This window comes from Flavobacterium sp. LMO6, assembly GCF_009495795.1.
Taxonomy (GTDB): domain Bacteria; phylum Bacteroidota; class Bacteroidia; order Flavobacteriales; family Flavobacteriaceae; genus Flavobacterium.
The window spans coordinates 14,694-35,375 of sequence record NZ_WIBH01000005.1; the positions used below are offsets into that span (position 1 = coordinate 14,694).

Annotated in this window: 19 protein-coding genes; 15 read left to right on the plus strand and 4 right to left on the minus strand. The window is 30.1% G+C overall.

Annotation, left to right across the window (positions count from 1 at the left end; translation table 11 throughout):
• Positions 1 to 86 precede the first annotated feature (86 nt).
• Complete coding sequence (locus GFJ99_RS06210) at positions 87 to 1,289, plus strand: NAD(P)-dependent oxidoreductase (RefSeq protein ID WP_153207992.1); 1,203 nt, start codon at positions 87 to 89, stop codon at positions 1,287 to 1,289.
• Between the two features lie 231 nt (positions 1,290 to 1,520).
• The gene (locus GFJ99_RS06215) at positions 1,521 to 2,957 is read left to right on the plus strand and encodes an MFS transporter (RefSeq protein ID WP_153207993.1); all 1,437 of its coding nucleotides are present in this window, start codon (positions 1,521 to 1,523) and stop codon (positions 2,955 to 2,957) included.
• 86 nt (positions 2,958 to 3,043) lie between these two features.
• Here GFJ99_RS06215 and creD read toward each other — a convergent pair whose 3' ends face one another.
• From creD to GFJ99_RS06235, 4 genes are all read right to left on the minus strand, one after another.
• Positions 3,044 to 4,339: a cell envelope integrity protein CreD gene (creD, locus tag GFJ99_RS06220; RefSeq protein ID WP_370454295.1), complete on the minus strand. Its 1,296-nt coding sequence runs from the start codon at positions 4,337 to 4,339 to the stop codon at positions 3,044 to 3,046.
• A 35-nt stretch (positions 4,340 to 4,374) separates the two neighbouring features.
• Positions 4,375 to 4,833, minus strand: a complete 459-nt coding sequence (locus tag GFJ99_RS06225) for a hypothetical protein (RefSeq protein ID WP_153207994.1) — start codon at positions 4,831 to 4,833, stop codon at positions 4,375 to 4,377.
• A gap of 52 nt (positions 4,834 to 4,885) precedes the next feature.
• Positions 4,886 to 5,182, minus strand: coding sequence for a transcriptional regulator (locus GFJ99_RS06230; protein ID WP_153207995.1), 297 nt, complete (start codon positions 5,180 to 5,182; stop codon positions 4,886 to 4,888).
• A 386-nt stretch (positions 5,183 to 5,568) separates the two neighbouring features.
• The gene (locus GFJ99_RS06235) at positions 5,569 to 6,192 is read right to left on the minus strand and encodes a hypothetical protein (protein WP_008257381.1); all 624 of its coding nucleotides are present in this window, start codon (positions 6,190 to 6,192) and stop codon (positions 5,569 to 5,571) included.
• Between the two features lie 86 nt (positions 6,193 to 6,278).
• Here GFJ99_RS06235 and GFJ99_RS06240 point away from each other — a divergent pair, with 86 nt between their 5' ends.
• The 13 genes from GFJ99_RS06240 to hisG all read left to right on the plus strand — a co-directional run bounded on the left by GFJ99_RS06240 (position 6,279) and on the right by hisG (position 20,679).
• Positions 6,279 to 6,647 (plus strand): DUF1801 domain-containing protein, encoded by a 369-nt coding sequence (locus GFJ99_RS06240; protein ID WP_153207996.1) that lies wholly within the window; start codon positions 6,279 to 6,281, stop codon positions 6,645 to 6,647.
• Positions 6,648 to 6,774: 127 nt separating this feature from the next.
• Positions 6,775 to 7,212, plus strand: a complete 438-nt coding sequence (locus GFJ99_RS06245; protein WP_153207997.1) for a thioredoxin family protein — start codon at positions 6,775 to 6,777, stop codon at positions 7,210 to 7,212.
• Positions 7,209 to 8,192: an FAD:protein FMN transferase gene (locus tag GFJ99_RS06250; RefSeq protein ID WP_153207998.1), complete on the plus strand. Its 984-nt coding sequence runs from the start codon at positions 7,209 to 7,211 to the stop codon at positions 8,190 to 8,192. The genes GFJ99_RS06245 and GFJ99_RS06250 overlap by 4 nt, the downstream gene beginning before the upstream one ends.
• A 2-nt stretch (positions 8,193 to 8,194) precedes the next feature.
• A complete protein-coding gene (locus GFJ99_RS06255; RefSeq protein WP_153207999.1) occupies positions 8,195 to 8,404 on the plus strand; it encodes a DUF4266 domain-containing protein in 210 nt (69 codons plus the stop codon).
• A gap of 11 nt (positions 8,405 to 8,415) precedes the next feature.
• On the plus strand, positions 8,416 to 9,858 hold the full coding sequence (locus GFJ99_RS06260) for a DUF3570 domain-containing protein (RefSeq protein WP_153208000.1): 1,443 nt from the start codon (positions 8,416 to 8,418) through the stop codon (positions 9,856 to 9,858).
• 12 nt (positions 9,859 to 9,870) lie between these two features.
• On the plus strand, positions 9,871 to 10,536 hold the full coding sequence (locus tag GFJ99_RS06265) for a response regulator transcription factor (RefSeq protein ID WP_008257393.1): 666 nt from the start codon (positions 9,871 to 9,873) through the stop codon (positions 10,534 to 10,536).
• A gap of 1 nt (position 10,537) precedes the next feature.
• Positions 10,538 to 11,422: a cation diffusion facilitator family transporter gene (locus GFJ99_RS06270; protein ID WP_153208001.1), complete on the plus strand. Its 885-nt coding sequence runs from the start codon at positions 10,538 to 10,540 to the stop codon at positions 11,420 to 11,422.
• A gap of 2 nt (positions 11,423 to 11,424) precedes the next feature.
• On the plus strand, positions 11,425 to 12,813 hold the full coding sequence (locus tag GFJ99_RS06275) for a cell wall metabolism sensor histidine kinase WalK (RefSeq protein ID WP_153208002.1): 1,389 nt from the start codon (positions 11,425 to 11,427) through the stop codon (positions 12,811 to 12,813).
• Positions 12,814 to 12,869: 56 nt separating this feature from the next.
• Positions 12,870 to 17,204, plus strand: a complete 4,335-nt coding sequence (locus tag GFJ99_RS06280) for a CusA/CzcA family heavy metal efflux RND transporter (RefSeq protein WP_153208003.1) — start codon at positions 12,870 to 12,872, stop codon at positions 17,202 to 17,204.
• Between the two features lie 12 nt (positions 17,205 to 17,216).
• Positions 17,217 to 18,326 carry an efflux RND transporter periplasmic adaptor subunit gene (locus GFJ99_RS06285; RefSeq protein ID WP_153208004.1) on the plus strand — a complete coding sequence of 370 codons (1,110 nt, stop codon included), beginning with the start codon at positions 17,217 to 17,219 and terminating at the stop codon, positions 18,324 to 18,326.
• Positions 18,327 to 18,338: 12 nt separating this feature from the next.
• Positions 18,339 to 18,842, plus strand: a complete 504-nt coding sequence (locus GFJ99_RS06290; protein WP_153208005.1) for a hypothetical protein — start codon at positions 18,339 to 18,341, stop codon at positions 18,840 to 18,842.
• 19 nt (positions 18,843 to 18,861) lie between these two features.
• Positions 18,862 to 19,569, plus strand: coding sequence for a VIT family protein (locus GFJ99_RS06295; RefSeq protein ID WP_153208006.1), 708 nt, complete (start codon positions 18,862 to 18,864; stop codon positions 19,567 to 19,569).
• A gap of 252 nt (positions 19,570 to 19,821) precedes the next feature.
• Positions 19,822 to 20,679 (plus strand): ATP phosphoribosyltransferase, encoded by an 858-nt coding sequence (gene hisG / locus GFJ99_RS06300; RefSeq protein WP_153208007.1) that lies wholly within the window; start codon positions 19,822 to 19,824, stop codon positions 20,677 to 20,679.
• Positions 20,680 to 20,682 lie beyond the last annotated feature (3 nt).

The following is a 20,682-nucleotide window of genomic DNA, read 5'->3' on the forward strand; positions in this document are numbered from 1 at the left end:
TTCAATTAAAAAAGTGTTTGGACAAAGACTACTAAAAAGTTATATTTGTAACATTAACACAACGTTTGGTTATAATAAAATAAAGTATGAAATTCGGAATTATTAAAGAACGAAAAAATCCCCCTGACAGAAGAGTTGTATTCACACCAGAAGAATTAGTTCGTTTACAATCAGAACATTCAGAAGCAAAAGTCAAAGTAGAAACTTCAGATATTAGAATATTTTCTGATGAACAGTATTCCGATTTAGGAATTGAAGTTACTTCCGATTTAAATGATTGTGATGTTCTTTTTGGAGTAAAAGAAGTACCGATTGATGCTTTACTACCAAATAAAAAATATTTTTTCTTTTCTCACACCATAAAAAAACAATCCTACAATAGAAAGTTATTACAAGAAATTCTTGAAAAAAACATCGAATTGTATGATCACGAAACTATTGTTGATGCTACAAATAAAAGATTGATTGGTTTTGGAAGATATGCAGGAATTGTTGGTGCCTATAACGGTTTCAGAGCTTTTGGAATTAAATATGATTTATTTAATGTTGCAAAGGCAGAAACTTTAAAAAATAGAGAGGATTTAATTGCCCGATTAAAAAGACAAACATTACCCAATATAAAAATTGTTCTTACGGGTCATGGAAAAGTAGGAATGGGAGCAAAAGAGATTTTAGATGGAATAAAAATTAAGCAAGTAGCAATTGAAGATTTTTTATCTAAACAATATTCTGAGCCTGTTTATACCCAAATAGATGTTTTAGATTACAACAAACGTATTGATGGTCAGGTTTTAGATAAATCTGATTTTTATAAAAATCCTCAAGATTACATTTCTAACTTTGGTCGTTTCACTAAAGTAGCTGATTTTTTTATTGCCGGTCATTTTCACGGAAACGGAGCTCCCGATATTTTAACTCGAGAAATGTTACAGGCAGCCGATAATAAAATTCAAGTGGTAGCAGATATTTCTTGTGATGTTGATGGTCCAATAGCTTGTACTATAAAAGCATCAACCATAGCGGAGCCATTCTTTGGATATTTACCAATTGATCATAAAGAAGTTCCATTTACGCATCCAGCATCCATCATGGTAATGTCTGTAGATAATTTACCATGCGAATTGCCAAAAGATGCCAGTGAAGGTTTTGGTGAAATGTTTATGAAACATGTTATTCCAGCCTTTTTCAATGGTGATAAAGACGGAATTTTAGAACGAGCAAAAATGACAGAAAATGGAAAATTAACACCTCGATTTGCTTATTTACAAGGATATGTTGATGAAAAATAGAAAACTTTAGCATCAAAATAATTGATAACCCGATGAAAATCGGGTTTTTTTTATGTCAATTTAGTACTTTACTATATTAATTAACACGAAAACGTTTTCGTTAATAAAATTATTCAATTGTTATAAATAAAAACATTATTGAATGTATATTTAGCAATTAATTCTATTTTTATTTGCCAAATTACTATTTGAAAATTTTAGCATTCATTAAACTAACAAAATCAAAAAACTATGAGTACAAACCAAATTAAAACGAATTGGGCGCAATTTATTCCCTTAGTAACTGTTTTCTTCTTTTGGGGATTTGTTGCGGCTAGTAACGATATTTTAATTCCTGTTTTTAAAGAAGCCTTTGACTTAACTCAAGGTCAAAGCCAATTAGTATCTGTTGCATTTTATGTAGCTTACACAATAGGTTCAATCATTTACATGATTATTTCTTATTTTATGAAAAGCGATTTAATAAATAAAATAGGGTATAAAAATTCATTAGCATTAGGTTTAATTGTTTCGGCATTAGGAACTTTATTGTTTTATCCTGCTGCAAACTCAGGTTCTTTTCCATTAATGCTATCGGGTTTATTTATAGTTGGTTTGGGGTTTTCACTTCAACAAACAGTTGCAAATCCATTAGCTATTGCTTTAGGTCCAATTACTACCGGATCACAAAGATTAACTTTAGCTGGAGGAATTAATAATTTAGGAACTACTATTGGTCCATTAATTGTAAGTTTTGCCATCTTTGGGTCGGCTACTTCTAACAAAACAACTTTAGATATTGAGAGCGTAAAAATTCCTTATTTGATATTAGGAGCTGCTTTTCTATTAGTTGCCGTTTTACTCAAATTTTCTTCATTACCAGATAAGCCGCAAGCAGTAGTTGAATCTGACGAAAGTATTTCAAATGATAGAGGAAATGCTTTAAAATACCCACAATTAATTTTAGGAATGATTGCCATCTTTGTTTATGTTGGAGTAGAAGTTTCAACAGCTAGTAATTTACCCGCTTACATGGAAAAAGATTTAGGTTTTTTAACTAAGGATATTGCACCCTATATTTCTTTATATTGGGCTAGTTTAATGATTGGAAGATGGACAGGAGCTGTAGAAGCTTTTACTGATAAAATGAATTTGCAAAAAATTCTCCGATTTGTTGCTCCTTATTTAGCTTTCGGCGTTTTCCTATTGGTTAATGCCATTGCAAAACATGATTTAACACCATTTTACATTTATGCATTAATAATTTTAGTTTTAATTGCAGCAGATATTGCAAGTAAAGGAAACCCAGCAAGAATGTTGCTAATATTTTCAGGATTAGGTATTGTAGCTTTAATTATTGGTATGTCTACTTCTGGTATGACTAGTGTGTATGCTTTCACTTCGGTTGGTTTATTCTGTAGTACACTTTGGCCATGTATTTTTACTTTAGCAGTAAGTGGTCTTGGAAAAAATACGAGTCAAGGAAGTAGTTTCTTAATTATGATGATTATGGGTGGAGGTATTATTAGTTGGTTACAAGGTGTAGTAGCCGATGAAACTTCAATTCATTCAAGTTATATAGTTGGTGTTTTATGCTTTGCTTATTTGGCTTTTTATGCATGGAAAGTAAGTGGAATCCTTAAAAATCAAGGGATTAATTTTGATAAAAAACTATCTGGTGGACATTAAGTTCTCAATTTAAATACATAAAAAAATAAGAAACAACTCCGACAAAATCTAAAACTTTGTCGGAGTTGTTTTTTTAAAATTATATATTATCTATTCCACTCAATCTTTCTCGAGAAATACATCACGGCTGCCAATATCAAGAACAAGCCAATACTTCCTACTAACAACGCGTAATCTTCTAATTGAATAATAACAAATATAAAAGTGTATAAAACGGTTAATGAAACGCCTATAAATAATGGAAATTTTTTATCTTTTAAAATGGATATCGCATACAACGAAATTAAAACGATTACTGAACTTGCAGCTATTGCGTAAGCAAACGAAAACGAACTGTGTTCTGTAATTGAAATTAATAAGGAATAAAACATGATTAGAGCAATCCCAATCATAGAATATTGAAAAATATGAATGTTTATCTTACTAATCGATTGAATTAGAAAGAAGATTAAAAAAGTTAATCCAATGACTAAAAACCCATATTTTGAAGCGCGTTCGTTTTGCTGATATTCATCAACTGGAGTAATAAAATTTACTGCAAATGCATATTTGGATAACTCGGGTAAAACATTAAAATAGTGTTGTGCAAACGGACGATTAAAGTGTAATATTTTCCAATTTGCTGTAAAACCTTTGTCGTTAATTTCTCTTGAAGTAGGAGAGAAGTTCCCATTAAAATTAGGTGAATTCCAATTTGATGTCATTGATGCCGAGGTTGTTTTTCCTACAGGTACCATTTTAATTTGATTACTTCCGTTAAATGAAATATCAAATTTAAACGCAGCTTTATTTTCCATTAATTTGTAATCAAAATAATTGGTTTCTAAACTTTCAATACTATCATTTGCCGAATTTGCTACCGATTCAAATGCTAAGTTTTGATTTCCAATTTTCATTTTTACCTCGTCTTTTAAACTTTTTAAATTGGTAGTTCGAATCATAATTTTGGCACGGTTCCAAAAAATATTTTCTGCAGGAATTCCTTTAGAACTAAAATCTAGATGGGAATATGTTCCGTCAAATTGCATTGTAGTTGTAAAAACATTTGATTTGTAAATGCTTCTTTCTAATGGTTTTACCATTGTTACTTCCGATTTACTATTTAAATTATCAGGAAAAAAATAAGCATAATTATTAATACCCGTGGTTGGATCTTTATACGGAATTTTTAAAATTGGACCATAAAAATATACGGAGTTTCCCCATTTAGATGTCGTTTCAGAAATTACTTCCTTTTGTCTCTGACTTCGTTCAGTAATTAAATCCTGAACTAATGTAAGTGGAATTAATAAAACTAAAGTTAAAATTCCTACCATAATCATTTTGGCAGTAGAAGATTGAAAAATTGAAGTTTTAGGTTGTGGTTGCATTTGTGTTTCCATGATTTTTTAGTTTTTAAAATTTGATTAGATGTTAATTATGATTTTATATTAAAGCTTTGCTGAATAGCTGAAATAGGAATAGAAAGCATATTCAAGAAATCTAAACCATAAAATTGATGTGCTGTTTTCCCTTTTTGATATTGCCTTATGAAATACCTTAACCGAGTAGGATAGAAGAACGTTCCCGAAAGAATTACCATCAGTAAATACAAACTTCGTTTTCCGTTTCCGAACAGATAATATTGCATCCCAATTTCTTCCACAACTGAAATACCGGTATTGGTTAACACGTGAATAACATCGTGGTCTTCTAATTTGGGTTGGATTTCAAAATTGTATTTCAATAAAAAGCACCCTAAATGATACCCTAAACTATCGTTAGGTAGTTGAATTAGTTTTGATACATTTATATCCCAAGCTTTCCCTTTTTTGATGAATTTTTGATAAGGTTTCTTACTGATTTCGTACATTTTTTCGATGAATAAATCTTTCATAAATAATATTAAAAGTACTTTGAATTTCAAAGTAAATGGATAAAAAATAGGGTTAACTTTTCTTGATTAATTTTTCGAGTGCTTCAATGTGAGAAGTAAAGGCTTGTCTTCCTTCTTTAGTTGCAGTATATTTGGTATTGGGTTTTTTGCCAATAAATTGTTTTTCAATCTGAATGTAATTCTCTAACTCTAACGCTTTAGTATGCGAAGCTAAGTTGCCATCGGTTACGCCTAAAAGTTCTTTTAACATATTAAAATCGGCACTTTCATTCACCATCAATATCGACATGATCCCCAAACGAATTCGGTGATCAAAGGCTTTGTTGATATTTTGGATGATGTTGAGCATTAAAAAGAGTTTAAAAGTTTAAGGTTTAAAAGGTTAAAAGTTTTGTTGCGATGTAAAAGATTAAGACTGTGATGATTGAGTAAACTAAGCAAAATGGATAACCAAAAATATAAAATAGGTTTGTTCCATTATCATTGATGATATTCAATTCTAATTGTTCATATTCGTATGTGTATTCATTTCCTTCAATTTTACCATTATTATTTAAATCAAATTTTTTTAATTCTTGTTTATCTACATAATCAAAATAATGTAACGATAAAATTGAAATCAGATATAAACTGATTGATGATATTGCAATTATTTTAAAGTAGCTTATTTTTTTCTTTCTTAACCAATAAATGCAAAAAAATAAAAATATACTAAAGCCAATCAAAAAATGCATATTACTTTCTCTCGTATTTAAAATACATTAAACTTCCATATAAAATGTGGCAACCTCCAAACCCTAATGCCCAGAATAATAACCCATATCCTAAAAACCAAGTAGATAATAAACCTAAAGCAATCATCGTAATTCCTAAATAACGAACATCTCCAATTGTATATTTACTAGCATTTACACAAGCTAATCCATAAAATATTAAGGTTAGGGGAGCGATGAGTCCAAACATGTTTTTTTCAATTAAAAAGATAATGAAAAATCCTCCTGTTGCTAACGGAATCATGAAATTGATTACCAATCGTCTTGAAGCCGCATTCCAAATACTTTCACTAGTTTTTCTCGCTTTTCTTATGCTTAATCCAATTCCGGTTAGAATTGACAAAACTAAAACAGAAGTGGCAATAACTAATAAACGAATAACAGCTTCTTCCGAAATTACTAAATCACGATAGGCCCCCATTGTAGAAGTGTCAAAATAAATGGTTTTATAAGCAAACCATGCACCAATTAATGCATAAACGCCTGCTAAAATTCCAGACAAACCACTCAAGGAAATAAAACGTGATGATTTGTTCATCATATTTTTGATTTCGCTAATGTCATTTAAATAGTTGTAGTTTTCCATTTTAAAGTACTTTGAATTACAAAGTAAATAATAAATAATTTGCTGACCAAATATTTTTTGAATTATTTTTGAAGAAAATAATTACAATGAAACCTACAGAAGCCTTCATACTAAGACAACCAGAGCAATATCAAGCTATGATATTACATGTATTATCAGTAGTAGAGCAGGAGCTTTCACAATCAGAATTACTTTTTAAATGGGGAATTCCGTATGTGTATTACAAGAAAAAACCATTTTGTTATTTGGCTCCCAATCATAAAAAGGGATTTTTAGATGTTGGATTTGCAAAAGGATTCCAACTAAAAAGGAATCAAAATGAATTAATTAGTGAAAATAGAAACACTGTTAAATCGTTACGTTATTTTTCAATTGAAGAAATAAATAATAACATATTAAAAGATGTAATATTAGAAGCAAAAGGGCTTTATAATGCAAATAAACATAAAAATTAAGTACTTGAAAATAAAGTAGATTCCATAAAAATTTCAGCATTTACTTTCTTAAGTTTTACTTAATTTAAAAGACACTTCATATGATAAAAAAATAAAAAGCGTTTTATTTGTATTAAATTTAATGAAGATGAAAAAAATACTATGTCTTTTGGTTGTTTTAGTTTCTAATTTTAGTTTCTCACAAAATTGGAACTATAACTTTGATGAAGCGGTTTCATTAGCTCAAAATGAAGATAAAAACATCATTATCGTTTTTTCTGGATCAGATTGGTGTGCTCCTTGTATTAAATTAGAAAAAAACATTTGGCAATCTGATGTTTTTAAAACCGAATCAGAAAAAGAATGGGTTTTGGTTAAAGCAAATTTCCCTCGTAAAAAAGCGAATGAGTTACCAAAAGAGCAAACCGAAAACAATAGAAAATTAGCTGAAAAATATAATTTAGAAGGAAGTTTTCCTTTAGTTGTTCTATTAGATAAAAATGGAAAAGTACTAGGGAAAATGGGGTTTAAAAACGTTTCTCCTGAAGAATATATAAAAATGATTCATGCTTTAGAAAAAAAATGAAAAAATTAATAATCCTTTTTTTTGCTTTTGTAGCAAGTAATTCATACTCCCAACAAATTTTTAAGAAAAAACAAAATTTGTTAGGAAGTCCGTTTGAAATTACGGTTGTAGCAACAGATTCTATTAAAGGCAATCAATTTTTAGAGTTGGCTATTTCAGAAGTAAAACGAGTTGAAAATTTAATTTCAGATTGGATTCCTACTTCACAAATTTCAGCTGTTAATAAGAACGCCGGAATTGCTCCAATAAAAGTTGATAATGAAGTTTTTGAATTGGTGGAAAGAGCAGTTAGAATTTCAAAATTAACTTCTGGTGCATTTGATATTAGTTATGCATCAATGGATAGAATTTGGAAGTTTGATGGCAGCATGAAAGAAATGCCAACAGCAGAAGCAATTAAAAATTCTGTTGCAAAAGTTGGGTATCAAAATATTATTTTAAATAAAAATGAATCTTCTATTTTTCTAAAAAATGAAGGAATGAAATTAGGTCTTGGAGGAATTGGTCAAGGCTATATTGCAGATAAAATTAAGGCTTTATTACAAGAAAACGGATGTAGTTCTGGCTTAGTTAATGTCTCTGGAGATATAAACACTTGGGGAAAGCAACCAAACGGAATGCCTTGGACAGTTGGAATTATAAATCCAATGAATAAAAATAAAGTTTTTGCAACATTTCCATTAGATGACAGTGCAGTGGAAACATCTGGCAGTTATGAAAAATATGTTACATTCAACGGTAAAAGATATTCACATATTATAGATCCAAGAACGGGTTATCCGGCATCTGGAATAATAAGTGTTTCAGTTTTTGCTAAACAAACCGAATTAGCAGATGCACTAGCAACAGGTATATTTGTTTTAGGAATTGAAGTAGGATTAGATTTAGTAAATCAGTTAAACGGAATAGGTTGCATCATTGTTGATGATAAAGGAGCTATTCATGTATCAAAAAATATGGACATTAAAAAATATCAGTAATTATGAAAAAAATTGTAGTAATAGCAGTTGTTCTTGTTGGAATTACCTCTTGTAATTCGGTTAAAGAATACGACAAACAATATATAAATGATCCTGATATGAAGCTTTCAGCAAGAAGTTCAGAACGCTACGAAACTACTTTTCAAGTATATCGTGAAGCGGCTTTAGGAGCAAACGGAGGAAAAACAGGTGGTGGTTGTGGATGTAATTAAGTGGATAAAAAATGAAAAATAAAATAGTAATTTTATTTGTTTTATTTAGTTGTTTTGCTTTTTCTCAAGAAAGTGATTCTACAAAAGTGACTTATAAAAAACGCGTATTAGAAGGAGCTGAAGTAGATTTTCTTGCGAGTTATTATAAGCAAGATGGTGTGCATTCTGCTGTTTCTGGAGGAATTGGTTCTGAAAAATTAACTGATTTTGCATCCAATATTGTTGTGGCTATGCCATTAAATGATGACGATGTATTAACAATAGATGTAGGTTTATCAGCTTATACATCAGCTTCTTCGAGTAATATTAATCCTTTTAATGCTACAGGCGCTTCTGGAGGTGGAGGTGGTGATGATGATAAAGTAGAAGTTGCAGGACCATTTGGAACTCCATGGCAAGCATCTTCAGGAGCTTCTGCATCAGATGTTTATGCATCTGTTGTTGCTAATTATTCTCATTCTAGTGATGACAGAAACTTTGTTTGGAATGCAGATGTTGCGTTTTCAAACGAGTACGATTATACTTCTGTTGGTTTTGGTGGTGGAATTGCCAAATTATTCAATGATAAAAATTCTGAAGTATCGCTAAAAGTTAATGTATATTTAGACCAATGGAGACCCATATATCCTACTGAATTACATGAATATGCTAAATATGGTACAAATTTTTTAAATAGTGGTTTTTTTAGTGGTGTAACCGTTTTAGACCAAAATGGTGCTGCATCAACATCTTATCTTCCTTCAGATTTTACAAATTGGAAAAGCTCAAATAGAAATTCGTATGCTGCTTCTTTTGGTTTCTCTCAAGTAGCTACTAAAAAAATGCAGTTTTCTGTCTTTTTTGATCTTTTATCACAATCAGGTATGTTGTCAACTCCTTACCAAAGAGTTTATTTTGCAGACAAAGCCAATTATTACATTGGGCAATCGGCTTACATTCCATATTATACCAATCCTTCCATTAATTCGGGCAATGGGGTTTATCAATTAGCAGATGATATTGAAAGATTACCTGGAACTCGTTTTAAAATTCCGGTGGGCGCTAGATTAAATTATTATTTAAATGAAAGAGTAGCAATCAGAACCTATTACCGTTATTATTGGGATGATTGGGGAGTAACTGCTCATACAGCAAGTATAGAAATCCCAATAAAATTATCTGATAAATTTACCGTTTTCCCATCTTACAGATATTATACTCAAGGTAAAGCAAAATATTTTGCGCCTTTTGAAACACATCTTTCTACTGAAAAATATTATACTTCAGATTATGACTTATCTACTTTTAATGCCACTCAATATGGAGTTGGAGTAGGATATACAGATATTTTTACAAATGCTAAAATTTGGAAATTTGGTATTAAAAATATAGATTTTAGATTTAGTCATTACGATAGAAATGATGGATTAAATGCTAATATTGTAACTTTCGGAATTAAATTTGTTGAACAATAACACCATTTCGTAATGCATATTTTAATAGTTGAAGATGAAAAAGGAATTGTAGACTTCTTAAAACAAGGTTTGGAAGAAGAAGGCTATACCATTTCTTCGGCATCAGATGGAGAAGAGGGTTTACGAAAAGCACTAGAACTTGAAGTTGATTTGGTTCTATTAGATTGGATGTTGCCTAAAATTCAAGGGATTGATGTTTGTAAAAGAATTCGAAAAGAAAAAACCAATTTACCAATCATTTTTTTAACTGCAAAAGATACCGTTCAAGAAACAATTGAAGGATTAAAAGCAGGAGCAAATGACTACATTAAAAAACCGTTTTCCTTTGATGAATTACTAGAACGAACCAAAATTCATTTTCGTACAAAAGATGAAGTTAAAGTTTTAACTTTAGGAAATATTACAATTGATAAATCAAAATTTCAAGTATTTGTAGACAATAAAGAAGTATCTTTAACCCAACGAGAATTTGAATTACTCGAATATTTAATTAAAAATAAAGGTAAAGTTTGTACCAGAACTAACATTATTGAAGACGTTTGGGATATTCATTTTGAGTATGATACAGGAGTAATTGATGTGTTTATGAATGCTATTAGAAAAAAACTAAACCTAACAAAAGATCAAGATTTAATTAAAACTATTAGAGGAATAGGATATATAGCAAACGATAATTAGCATGCCAAATACGCAAAAAGCAATTAAAGCTACTTATTTTAGTATTATTGGAAATACACTTTTAGCTGTAATTAAAGGTGTTGCTGGTTATTTTGGAAATTCTTATGCTTTAATTGCCGATGCAATTGAATCTACTACTGATATTTTTGCTTCCTTTTTAGTTCTTTTCGGAATTAAATATTCCAATAAACCTCCCGATGAAAATCATCCTTATGGACACGGTAGAGCCGAACCTTTAATAACGTTTTTAGTTGTTGGTTTTCTTATTGCTTCGGCAGTTTTTATAGCTTCTGAAAGTTTTCATAATATAAATACACCGCACGAATTGCCTAAACCATTTACTCTTTTTGTTTTAGGAGCTATTATTTTATGGAAAGAAATTTCTTTTCAAATTGTAATGAAAAAAAGCATTGAAACGAAAAGTAGTTCTTTAAAAGCAGATGCTTGGCATCATCGAAGCGATGCAATAACATCTATTGCAGCTTTTATAGGTATTTCAATTGCATTATTTTTTGGAAAAGGTTATGAATCTGCAGATGATTGGGCGGCAATAGTTGCTTCGGTTTTTATTTTATATAACTGCTATAAAATATTTCGACCAGCTTTAGGTGAAATTATGGATGAGCACTTATATCATGATTTAGAAAATGAAATAAAACGAATTTCAAATGAGGTAACAGGCGTTATTTGTATTGAAAAGTGTTTTATTAGAAAAGCCGGAATGAAATACCATGTCGATTTACACGTAATGGTTGATGGCAATAAATCGGTTAAAGAAGGACATGATATTGCACATTGCTTAAAAGACACTTTAAGAAACGAACTTTTTGAACTAGGACATGTTTTAATTCACATAGAACCTAATTTTGAATCAATAGTATTATAAATATGTTTTCATTTTCATTTAAAAATAGAATTGCGTTTAACTACATTGTAAGTGGTGCTATTCTTATTGCTATAGTATTTTTATTTATTTATTATATAGTAAACTATAGTGTAAATAACCATGTAAATGAAGAAATTCAAGATGAATTACTAAAACATTTAAACGATGTTTATATAGATTCAAATGATACGTATTTAATTCATGTAGATCAATGGAGAGCCAGAGAACATAATACGATTAACATTAATCCGGTTTTTGTAGAATATTATGACAATAACAAAGAACTTATAGATAAATCTCCTAATCTTAAAAGTTCTAATCTTAAGTTATTTAATAATAAGAATGATGTTTTTATTGATACGAAATTAAATAATATTCCAATTAGACAAATTCAAACAGCTATTATAAATAAAGGAAAAATAGTTGGTTATTTAGTAGTTGCTATGTCTTTAGAAGATTTTGAAATTGTTTTAATTTTAAAAAACATTCTTTTAATTACTTTTCCATTAATTTTAATTTTATTGTTTTTAATTGCACGATTTTTTGCAGGTAGAAGTATACTTCCTGTTCGAACAATTATCGAAACTTCTAGTAAAATTACTAAGGATAATTTGCAAACCCGAATCCCTTTACCAGAAAACAAAGATGAATTGTTTGTTTTGTCAGAGAACATAAATAATCTCTTAAATAGAGTTGAAAATGCTATTGAGCGTGAAAAACAATTTACTTCTGATGCTTCGCATGAATTAAGAACTCCTTTAGCGGTTATAAAAGGAACAATGGAGGTTTTAATTAGAAAGCCAAGAAACCAACAAGAATATGAAGAAAAAATTGCATTTTGTATTACAGAAGTAGACCGATTGAATCATATGGTAGATCAATTACTACTATTAGCTCGTTTTGAAAATCAAAAGCAAAATATTAAAAAAGAAACCATATTTTTAAATGCAATAATTCTTGATAATCTGACTCGTTTTTCGAATAAAATAGATGAGAAAAAAATCAAAGTAATTACACATTTCGAAAATGAATTTTATTTAGTTTCAGATAATTATTTAATTTCAATTATTATTAGTAATTTAATTTCTAATGCTGTTAAATACTCTAATTATCAAAGTGAAATTTCAATTTCCTTAACGAACACTTCAAATGAAGTATTGTTTTCTATAACAGATAACGGAATTGGGATATCTGCAACGGATATTGATAAAATATTTAATTCCTTTTATCGATCAGATGTTTCTAATCATTCTGAAATTAAAGGAACAGGACTTGGTTTATCTATAGTTAAAAGACTTTGCGATTTATTAAAAATTAAAATTCATTTAGAAAGTGAATTAGATAAAGGAACTAACTTTATTTTAAGTTTCCCCTTAGATAACCTTAAGTAGTTCTTAAGAATTTTACTATATTTATACGTTACTTTTGTAGTGTAAATATTAGTACAATGTTAGAAAAAATCATCGCATTTAGTTTAAAAAACAAATTAATAATTATCCTATTTACTCTTGGTGTTTTAGGATTTGGTTTGTTTTCACTTTTCCAAATTTCAATTGGAGCAGTTCCAGACGTTACCAATAATCAAGTTCAGGTAATTACCACATCTAGAAATCTTTCAACTCAAGATATAGAACAGTATATTACGTATCCAGTTGAAATTGAAATGGCCAATTTACCAAGCGTAAAAGAAATTCGTTCTATTTCAAAATTCGGATTATCAGTAGTAACCATAGTGTTTGATGATGAAATTGGCACTTATCTACCAAGACAGCTTATTGCTGAAAAAATTAAAACAGCTGCAGAAAAAATTCCTCAAGGATTTGGAACACCAGAAATGGGACCAATTACCACGGGTTTAGGCGAAATATATCAATATACTTTAGAAGTTAAGCCCGAATTTAAAAATCAATATTCGGTTACCGATTTAAGAACGATTCAGGATTGGGTGGTAAAAAGACAACTTTCAGGAATTAAAGGTGTAGTAGAAATAAATACTTGGGGCGGCTATTTAAAACAATATGAAATTGCCATTAATCCAACTAGTTTAAAGGCAATGAATATTTCTACAGTTGATATTTTTACGGCTTTAGAAAAAAATAATAGTATAGCGGGTGGTTCTTATATTGAAAAAACCAATCAAAGTTACTTTATTCGTGGAGAAGGAAAAGTAAATTCTGTTGAAGATATTGAGAATATCGTTGTTAAAAACGATTCTGGTTTACCAATATACATTAAAGACATTGCAAAAGTTCAATTTGGTCATGCTAATCGCTTTGGTGCCATTACAGGAAATGGTGAAGGAGAAAAGGTATTAGGACAAGTAATGATGCTTAAAGGAGGAAACTCGAAGCAAGTAATTGATGATGTAAAAAATAGAGTGACAGAAATTGAAAAAACGCTTCCGGAAGGAGTTTATATCAACGGATTTCTTGAACGAAGCGAATTAGTAGGTAAAACTACATTTACAGTAGCAGAAAACTTAATTTTAGGTTGTTTAATTGTAATATTTGTTGTTGTTCTTTTATTAGGAAATTGGCGTTCAGGTTTGGTTGTTGCCTCTGTTATTCCGTTGTGTTTGTTGTTTGCAATTTCATTTATGAATATTTTTGGAATTGACGCTAACTTAATGAGTTTAGGTGCAATAGATTTCGGAATTATTATTGACGGAGCCGTTATTATTGTTGAATTTATTGCTTTTCAAATTGCACATAAATCCAGACATTTAGTTGGATTACCAAAAGCAGAACAACAAATTCAAATTGATGAAATTACTTATAAGAGTGCTTCAAAAATGATGAATTCAGCTGTATTTGGCCAGTTAATCATCTTAATTGTATTCATTCCTATTTTATCACTTTCTGGGGTAGAAGGAAAAATGTTTAAACCTATGGCAATGACCTTTAGTTTTGCTTTAGTAGGAGCTATGTTGTTTTGTTTTACCTATGTTCCGGTTGCAGCTTCATTGTTCTTAAAACCTCAAGCAGAAAATCCAAATTCTATTTCTAATCGTTTGATAAACAAATTAAACTCTTGGTATTTACCAGTGATAAATTGGGCGTTAAATAACACTAAAAAAGTATTGTATGGTGCTGTTGGTTTATTATTTCTTGCTGTTGGTTTATTTGCAACAATGGGAGGTGAGTTTATTCCAACTCTAGATGAAGGTGATTTTGTAATTCAACCGGTTCTTAAAACAGGAACTTCATTAAGTAAAACAATCGAAACGACTACTTTAATAGAAAAAACAATTATAAAGAATTTTCCTGAAGTAGAACAAGTAGTGAGTAGAATTGGTGCTGCAGAAGTTCCTACTGATCCTATGAGTATGGAAGAAAGCGATATTATTGTAAAATTAAAACCAAAATCAGAATGGGTTTCAGCCGATTCTAAAGATGAATTGGCTGATAAAATTAAAGCGGCTATTGAAAAACAAATTCCAAATATGGAAATCGAGTTTACACAGCCAATTGAAATGCGATTTAATGAATTAATCTCGGGTTCTCGTTCAGATGTCGCTATTAAAATTTTTGGTGAAGATTTAGAGGTTTTAGCTCAAAAAGCACACGAAATAGAAAAAGCAATTAAAAATGTTGAAGGCGCTTCTGATATTATTATCGAAAAAACAGAAGGATTACCTCAAATGTTTGTTCAATATGACAGAAGTAAAATTGCAAGATATGGCGTAAATATTGCCGATTTAAATGAAATGATTTCTCTTGCTTTTGCTGGTAAAGTTGCCGGAAATGTTTTTGAAGGTGAAAAAAGATTCGACATGGTATTGCGTTTAGATAAAACGAACAGAACAGATATAGAAGATTTACGAAATTTATATGTTTCAACACCTAATGGAGAACAAATTCCTTTACGTGAGTTGGCAAAAATTGAATATACAGAAGGTCCAGCAAAAATTTCAAGAGATAACACTAACAGAAGAATTATTGTTGGAATCAACGTTAGAAATCGCGATTTACAAAGTGTAGTTGATGATGTTAAGAAAATTATAGATACTAAAGTTAAACTTCCTTCAGGCTATCGTGTAACGTATGGTGGTCAGTTTGAAAATTTACAAAGTGCAAAAGCACGATTAATGATTGCAGTTCCAATTGCTTTATTCTTAATATTTGTATTGTTGCATTTTGCATTCGGATCAATAAAAGAAGCTTTAATGGTATATTCTGCAATTCCGCTTTCTGCAGTGGGTGGTGTTTTATTTTTATGGATAAGAGATTTACCTTTTAGTATTTCGGCAGGGGTTGGTTTTATTGCTTTATTCGGAATTGCCGTATTAAATGGTATTGTTTTAATAGAACATTTTAAAGAACTAAAACACCAAGGGATGAAAGACATGAACGAACTTATTTTAAAAGGAACAACCGATAGACTTCGCCCAGTTTTATTAACTGCATCAGCTGCTGCATTAGGATTTTTACCAATGGCAATTTCATCATCGGCAGGAGCAGAGGTACAACGTCCATTAGCAACTGTTGTTATTGGAGGATTATTTACCGCAACTCTTTTAACCATGATTGTTTTACCAATATTATTTAAAGTTTTTGATGGTAAAGAGTTTAAAAAACCTAAATTCAAAAAACACCAAAGTGCTACTTATAGTATTATATTTTTATTGACTTCATTACTTGGCTTTTCACAACAAAACAATCCAGAATTGGATAGTTTGGTTAATAAAGCATTACTGAATAATAAAAGTATAAAAGCAGGTCAATTACAAGTAGATAAAGCAAAAGCGAATATAAAAACAGCGTATGATTTTAATAAAACGACTATTTATTATAGCTACGATCAAAATAATTTAGCGACTAATAATTTGCCTTTAAAGGTTTTTGGAGCACAACAGTCATTTGCTTTCCCTACTGTTTATGGAGCACAAAGAAATGTGAATAAAGCAGAATATGATAAAGAACTTGCAAGTTTTGAATTACAGAAAAATAAAATAACTTTAGAGGTATCAAAATCATATTATCAAGTTGTGTATTTGCAAAATCAAGAAAATCTCTATCGGTATTTAGATAGTTTGTATCAAAATTTTTCAAAAGCAAGCGATAGAAGATTTGAATTAGGAGAAACAAATTATTTAGAAAAAATTACTGCTCAAGCAAAATTTAGACAAATTCAAACAAAACTAAATCAAATTGATAAAGAGAAAAAAGCACAGTTAGAGTTATTGCAATTCTATATACAATCAGACGAAAAAATTGTTGTAAATAGTTCTAAAATAAACCTAATTAATAATTTAGGTAATACATCAAGTAAAGTATTGTATAGTTCTTATTTAGAAACAATTACAAAAAAATACAAATCAAATGAAAAATTACAAAATCAAAATTGGTTACCCGATTTAAATTTTGAATATTTCCAGGGAAAAAACAATGGATTGTCTCAATCTTTGTATGGTTTTCAAGTAGGAATTTCAGTGCCTATTTTATTCAATGGAAATGTTGCAAAATATAAAGTTGCCAAATTAGAATCTCAATCGTGGGAGCAACAAAAACAAAATGAAGAAACAAAAATTGAAACCTATATAAATCAAAAAAACAGCGAATTGGCACAATATCAATTGGCAATCGATTACTACACGAATTACGGAAAAAAAGTATCTGAAGAAATTATTAAGGTAGCAAATATGAGCTATAAGAATGGGGAAATTGATTTTTTTCAATACATTCAAAGTCTTGAAAATGCTACAACTATTCAAGTTGATTACTTAGACGCTGTAATTCTATTCAATAAAACACAATTAGACATTCAATACATAAATTTATAATATCTCATTAAAATGAAAAAAATCATATATATATTAAGTACAGTAGCTATTTTAATCTCTTGTAAAAATGAAGAAATAGCACCAGAAAAAGTCGAAGACGGAGTTATTTCGGTAACTGAAACACAATTTTCTACTTCAAAAATGGAAATAGGAACACCAATTGAACAAGATTTTGATGTAACAGTAAAAACATCCGGTAAAATAGATGTTCCGCCTCAATATCGCGCAAAAGTAACAACCTTTTTAGGTGGTTATGTAAAAGCAACTAAATTGTTAGTTGGAGATAAAGTAACTAAAGGTCAAGCTTTAATAACGCTTGAAAATACTGATTATTTAGACTTGCAAAAAGATTATGTAGAAGTTGCCGAACAAATTAATTATTTAAAATCAGAATTTGAACGTCAGAAAACACTTTTTACTGAAAAAATTACGTCGCAAAAAAACTATTTAAAAGCAGAAAGCGATTATCGCCAGGCAAAAGGAATGTACCAAGGATTAAGAGAAAAATTACTTTTATTACACATCAATCCTGCAAATGTTGAAAAAGGAATATTTACTTCTCAAATTACCATTACGGCACCAATTTCGGGAGATATAACAGTTATGAATGCTAATGTAGGAATGTTTATGTCGCCTTCAGATGTTATATTAGAAATTGTAGATACAAACTATTTACATCTAAATTTAAGTATTTTTGAAAAGGATATTTTGAATGTGAAACAAGGGCAAAAAATCTCTTTTAAAGTAACAGAAGCTTCTAATGAAGTTTTTAGTTCTACCGTTCAAATGGTAGGAAAATCTATTGAAAACAAAGACCGAACAATTGCTGTTATTGGCAATCTTACTCCTGCTATTAAAAGTAAATTGTTATCCGGAATGTTTGTAGAAGCCAATATTATTACAACTTCTAAAAAAGGTGCTGCCGTTCCTAATGATGCTATATTTTCAGAGAATAATAAATCTTATGTTTTGGTTTTAGAACCCAATTCTAAATATAATTTCAAAAAAGTAATTGTTGAATTAGGAGAAAAAAACGAAAAGTTTACTGAGATTTTGCCAAACAATAACGTAACTTTAAAAACACAAATTTTAACTAAAGGAGTATTTGATATAACCAATTAAATTATAGAAATTATGAACGACGCACATTTACATATGGTGGTGAACCATTTTCCAATTATTGGAACCATTTTTGGATTAGGAATTTTAATAACAGGAATAGCTTTAAAAAATAAAGTTATTAATAATGTTGCCTACGTACTTTTTGTTGTAGCCGCTGTATTTGCTGCTGTTAGTATGGCTACAGGAGAAGGAGCAGAGGAAATTGCTGAAAAATTACCATCAGTAACAGATCAAATAATTCATGAACATGAAGAAATGGCAGAAAAATTAGCTCTCGTATTATATGCTTTAGGCTTAGTTTCTCTTATTGGTTTGTTCTTAAACTTTAAAAATCATGCAAAAGCAAATCTAGTTTCATATTTAGCGCTAATAATAGCTCTTGTTGGAGTGTTTTTAGGAAAACAAACAGGAACTACTGGTGGAGAAGTTCGTCATACTGAAATTAGAGAAAATGCATCATTAGGTGTTAATAATTCAGGGCAAGATGTAATGGAAAATGAAGGAGATGATGATTAAATCTTAAAAAAATAGGTGTATGGAAAATCAAAATGATAATTACTTAGACAATCATTATATTCATAAAAGCAATTGGTTAAGGGCTGCTGTTTTAGGAGCAAACGATGGTATTTTATCAACATCTAGTTTAGCAATTGGTATTGCTGCTGCAAGCGAATTTAGAGAACCAATTGTTTTAGCTACTTTAGCTGGTTTAGTAGCTGGAGCTTTATCAATGGCAGCTGGAGAATATGTTTCGGTAAGTTCCCAAACCGATGTGGAACATGCCGATATCGAAAGAGAGAAAATTGAATTGGAAGAAATGCCTGAGCTCGAACTTCAGCGATTGGCAACTATCTATGAAGAAAGAGGACTAAAAAAAGAAACCGCTTTATTAGTTGCAAAAGAATTAACAGCTCATGATGCTTTAGGCGCTCATGTTCGAGATGAATTAGGAATTAACGAAATTAGTCAGGCAAATCCGCTTCAAGCAGCAGTGGCTTCTGGAGTTGCATTTACAGTTGGAGGTATTTTACCATTATTGGTAACTCTATTTTTCCCAGTACATAACATGGAATATTTCCTTTATGTTTTAGCTATTTTATTTTTAGGAATTTTAGGTGCTGTAGCTGCTAAAACTGGCGGATCGAGTATTACAAAAGCAGTTCTTAGGGTAACCTTTTGGGGAACAATTGCAATGGTGTTAACCGCACTTGTTGGTCATCTTTTTGGAGTACAATTAGCTTAAACAAAATATAAATTTTAAAAAACTTTTGTTTATTCGAAAAATTAGTTGTTACATTTGCATTGTTAAATAATAACATAAATCATGTTTTTAAATCAATTACATCATCATCATCATACCTCCGCTCAAGCGAAGTAATGATGCTATGTAATTAATCCATATAATCAATAACCCGTTTGAGTACATCAAGCGGGTTTTTTGTTGGTAAGCATTTTTAAAATCCCTTGGTGTACTTTTTTAAAACAAAAATTAAAAATGAACACATTAAAAATTGCTATTCAAAAATCAGGTCGCCTTCACGATGAAAGTATTCAAATCTTAAAAGATTGCGGAATTTCAGTATATAACGGAAACGACCAACTCAAAGTTACCGCTTCCAATTTTCCTCTAGAAGTGTATTATTTACGTAATTCCGATATTCCTCAATATTTGATTGATGGTGTAGTTGATATTGCTATAGTTGGAGATAATTTACTAGTTGAAAAAGGGCAAAATATTCAGATTGCCGAGAAATTAGGATTTTCAAAATGTAAAGTTTCTGTAGCGGTTCCAAAGAACTTCAACTACAATTCTATTCAAGATTTAAACGGATTGAGAGTAGCTACTTCGTATCCAAAAACAGTTGTAGATTACTTTTCTTCGAAAGGAATTTCCGTAGACATTCACCAAATTTCAGGTTCGGTTGAAATTGCCCCAAATATTGGACTTTCTGATGCAATTGTAGATATTGTTTCAAGCGGAAGTACTTTGTTTAAAAACGGTTTGAAAGAAGTAGAAGTAATCTTAAAAAGTGAAGCTGTTTTAGCGGTTTCTCCACAAATTTCAGAGGAAGCCAAACAAGTAGTAGCTAAATTACAATTTAGAATCCAATCGGTATTACGATCAAGAAAATCTAAATATATTTTGATGAATGTACCCAATTATAAAATCTCAGAAATCAGTAAAATTCTTCCTGTATTGAAAAGTCCAACAGTTATGCCGTTAGCAGAAGAAGGTTGGAGCAGCGTTCATTCCGTAATCGATGAAGATAAATTTTGGGAAGTCATCGACCAACTAAAAGAAGCCGGAGCCGAAGGTATTTTAGTATGTCCAATTGAGAAAATGGTATTGTAAATA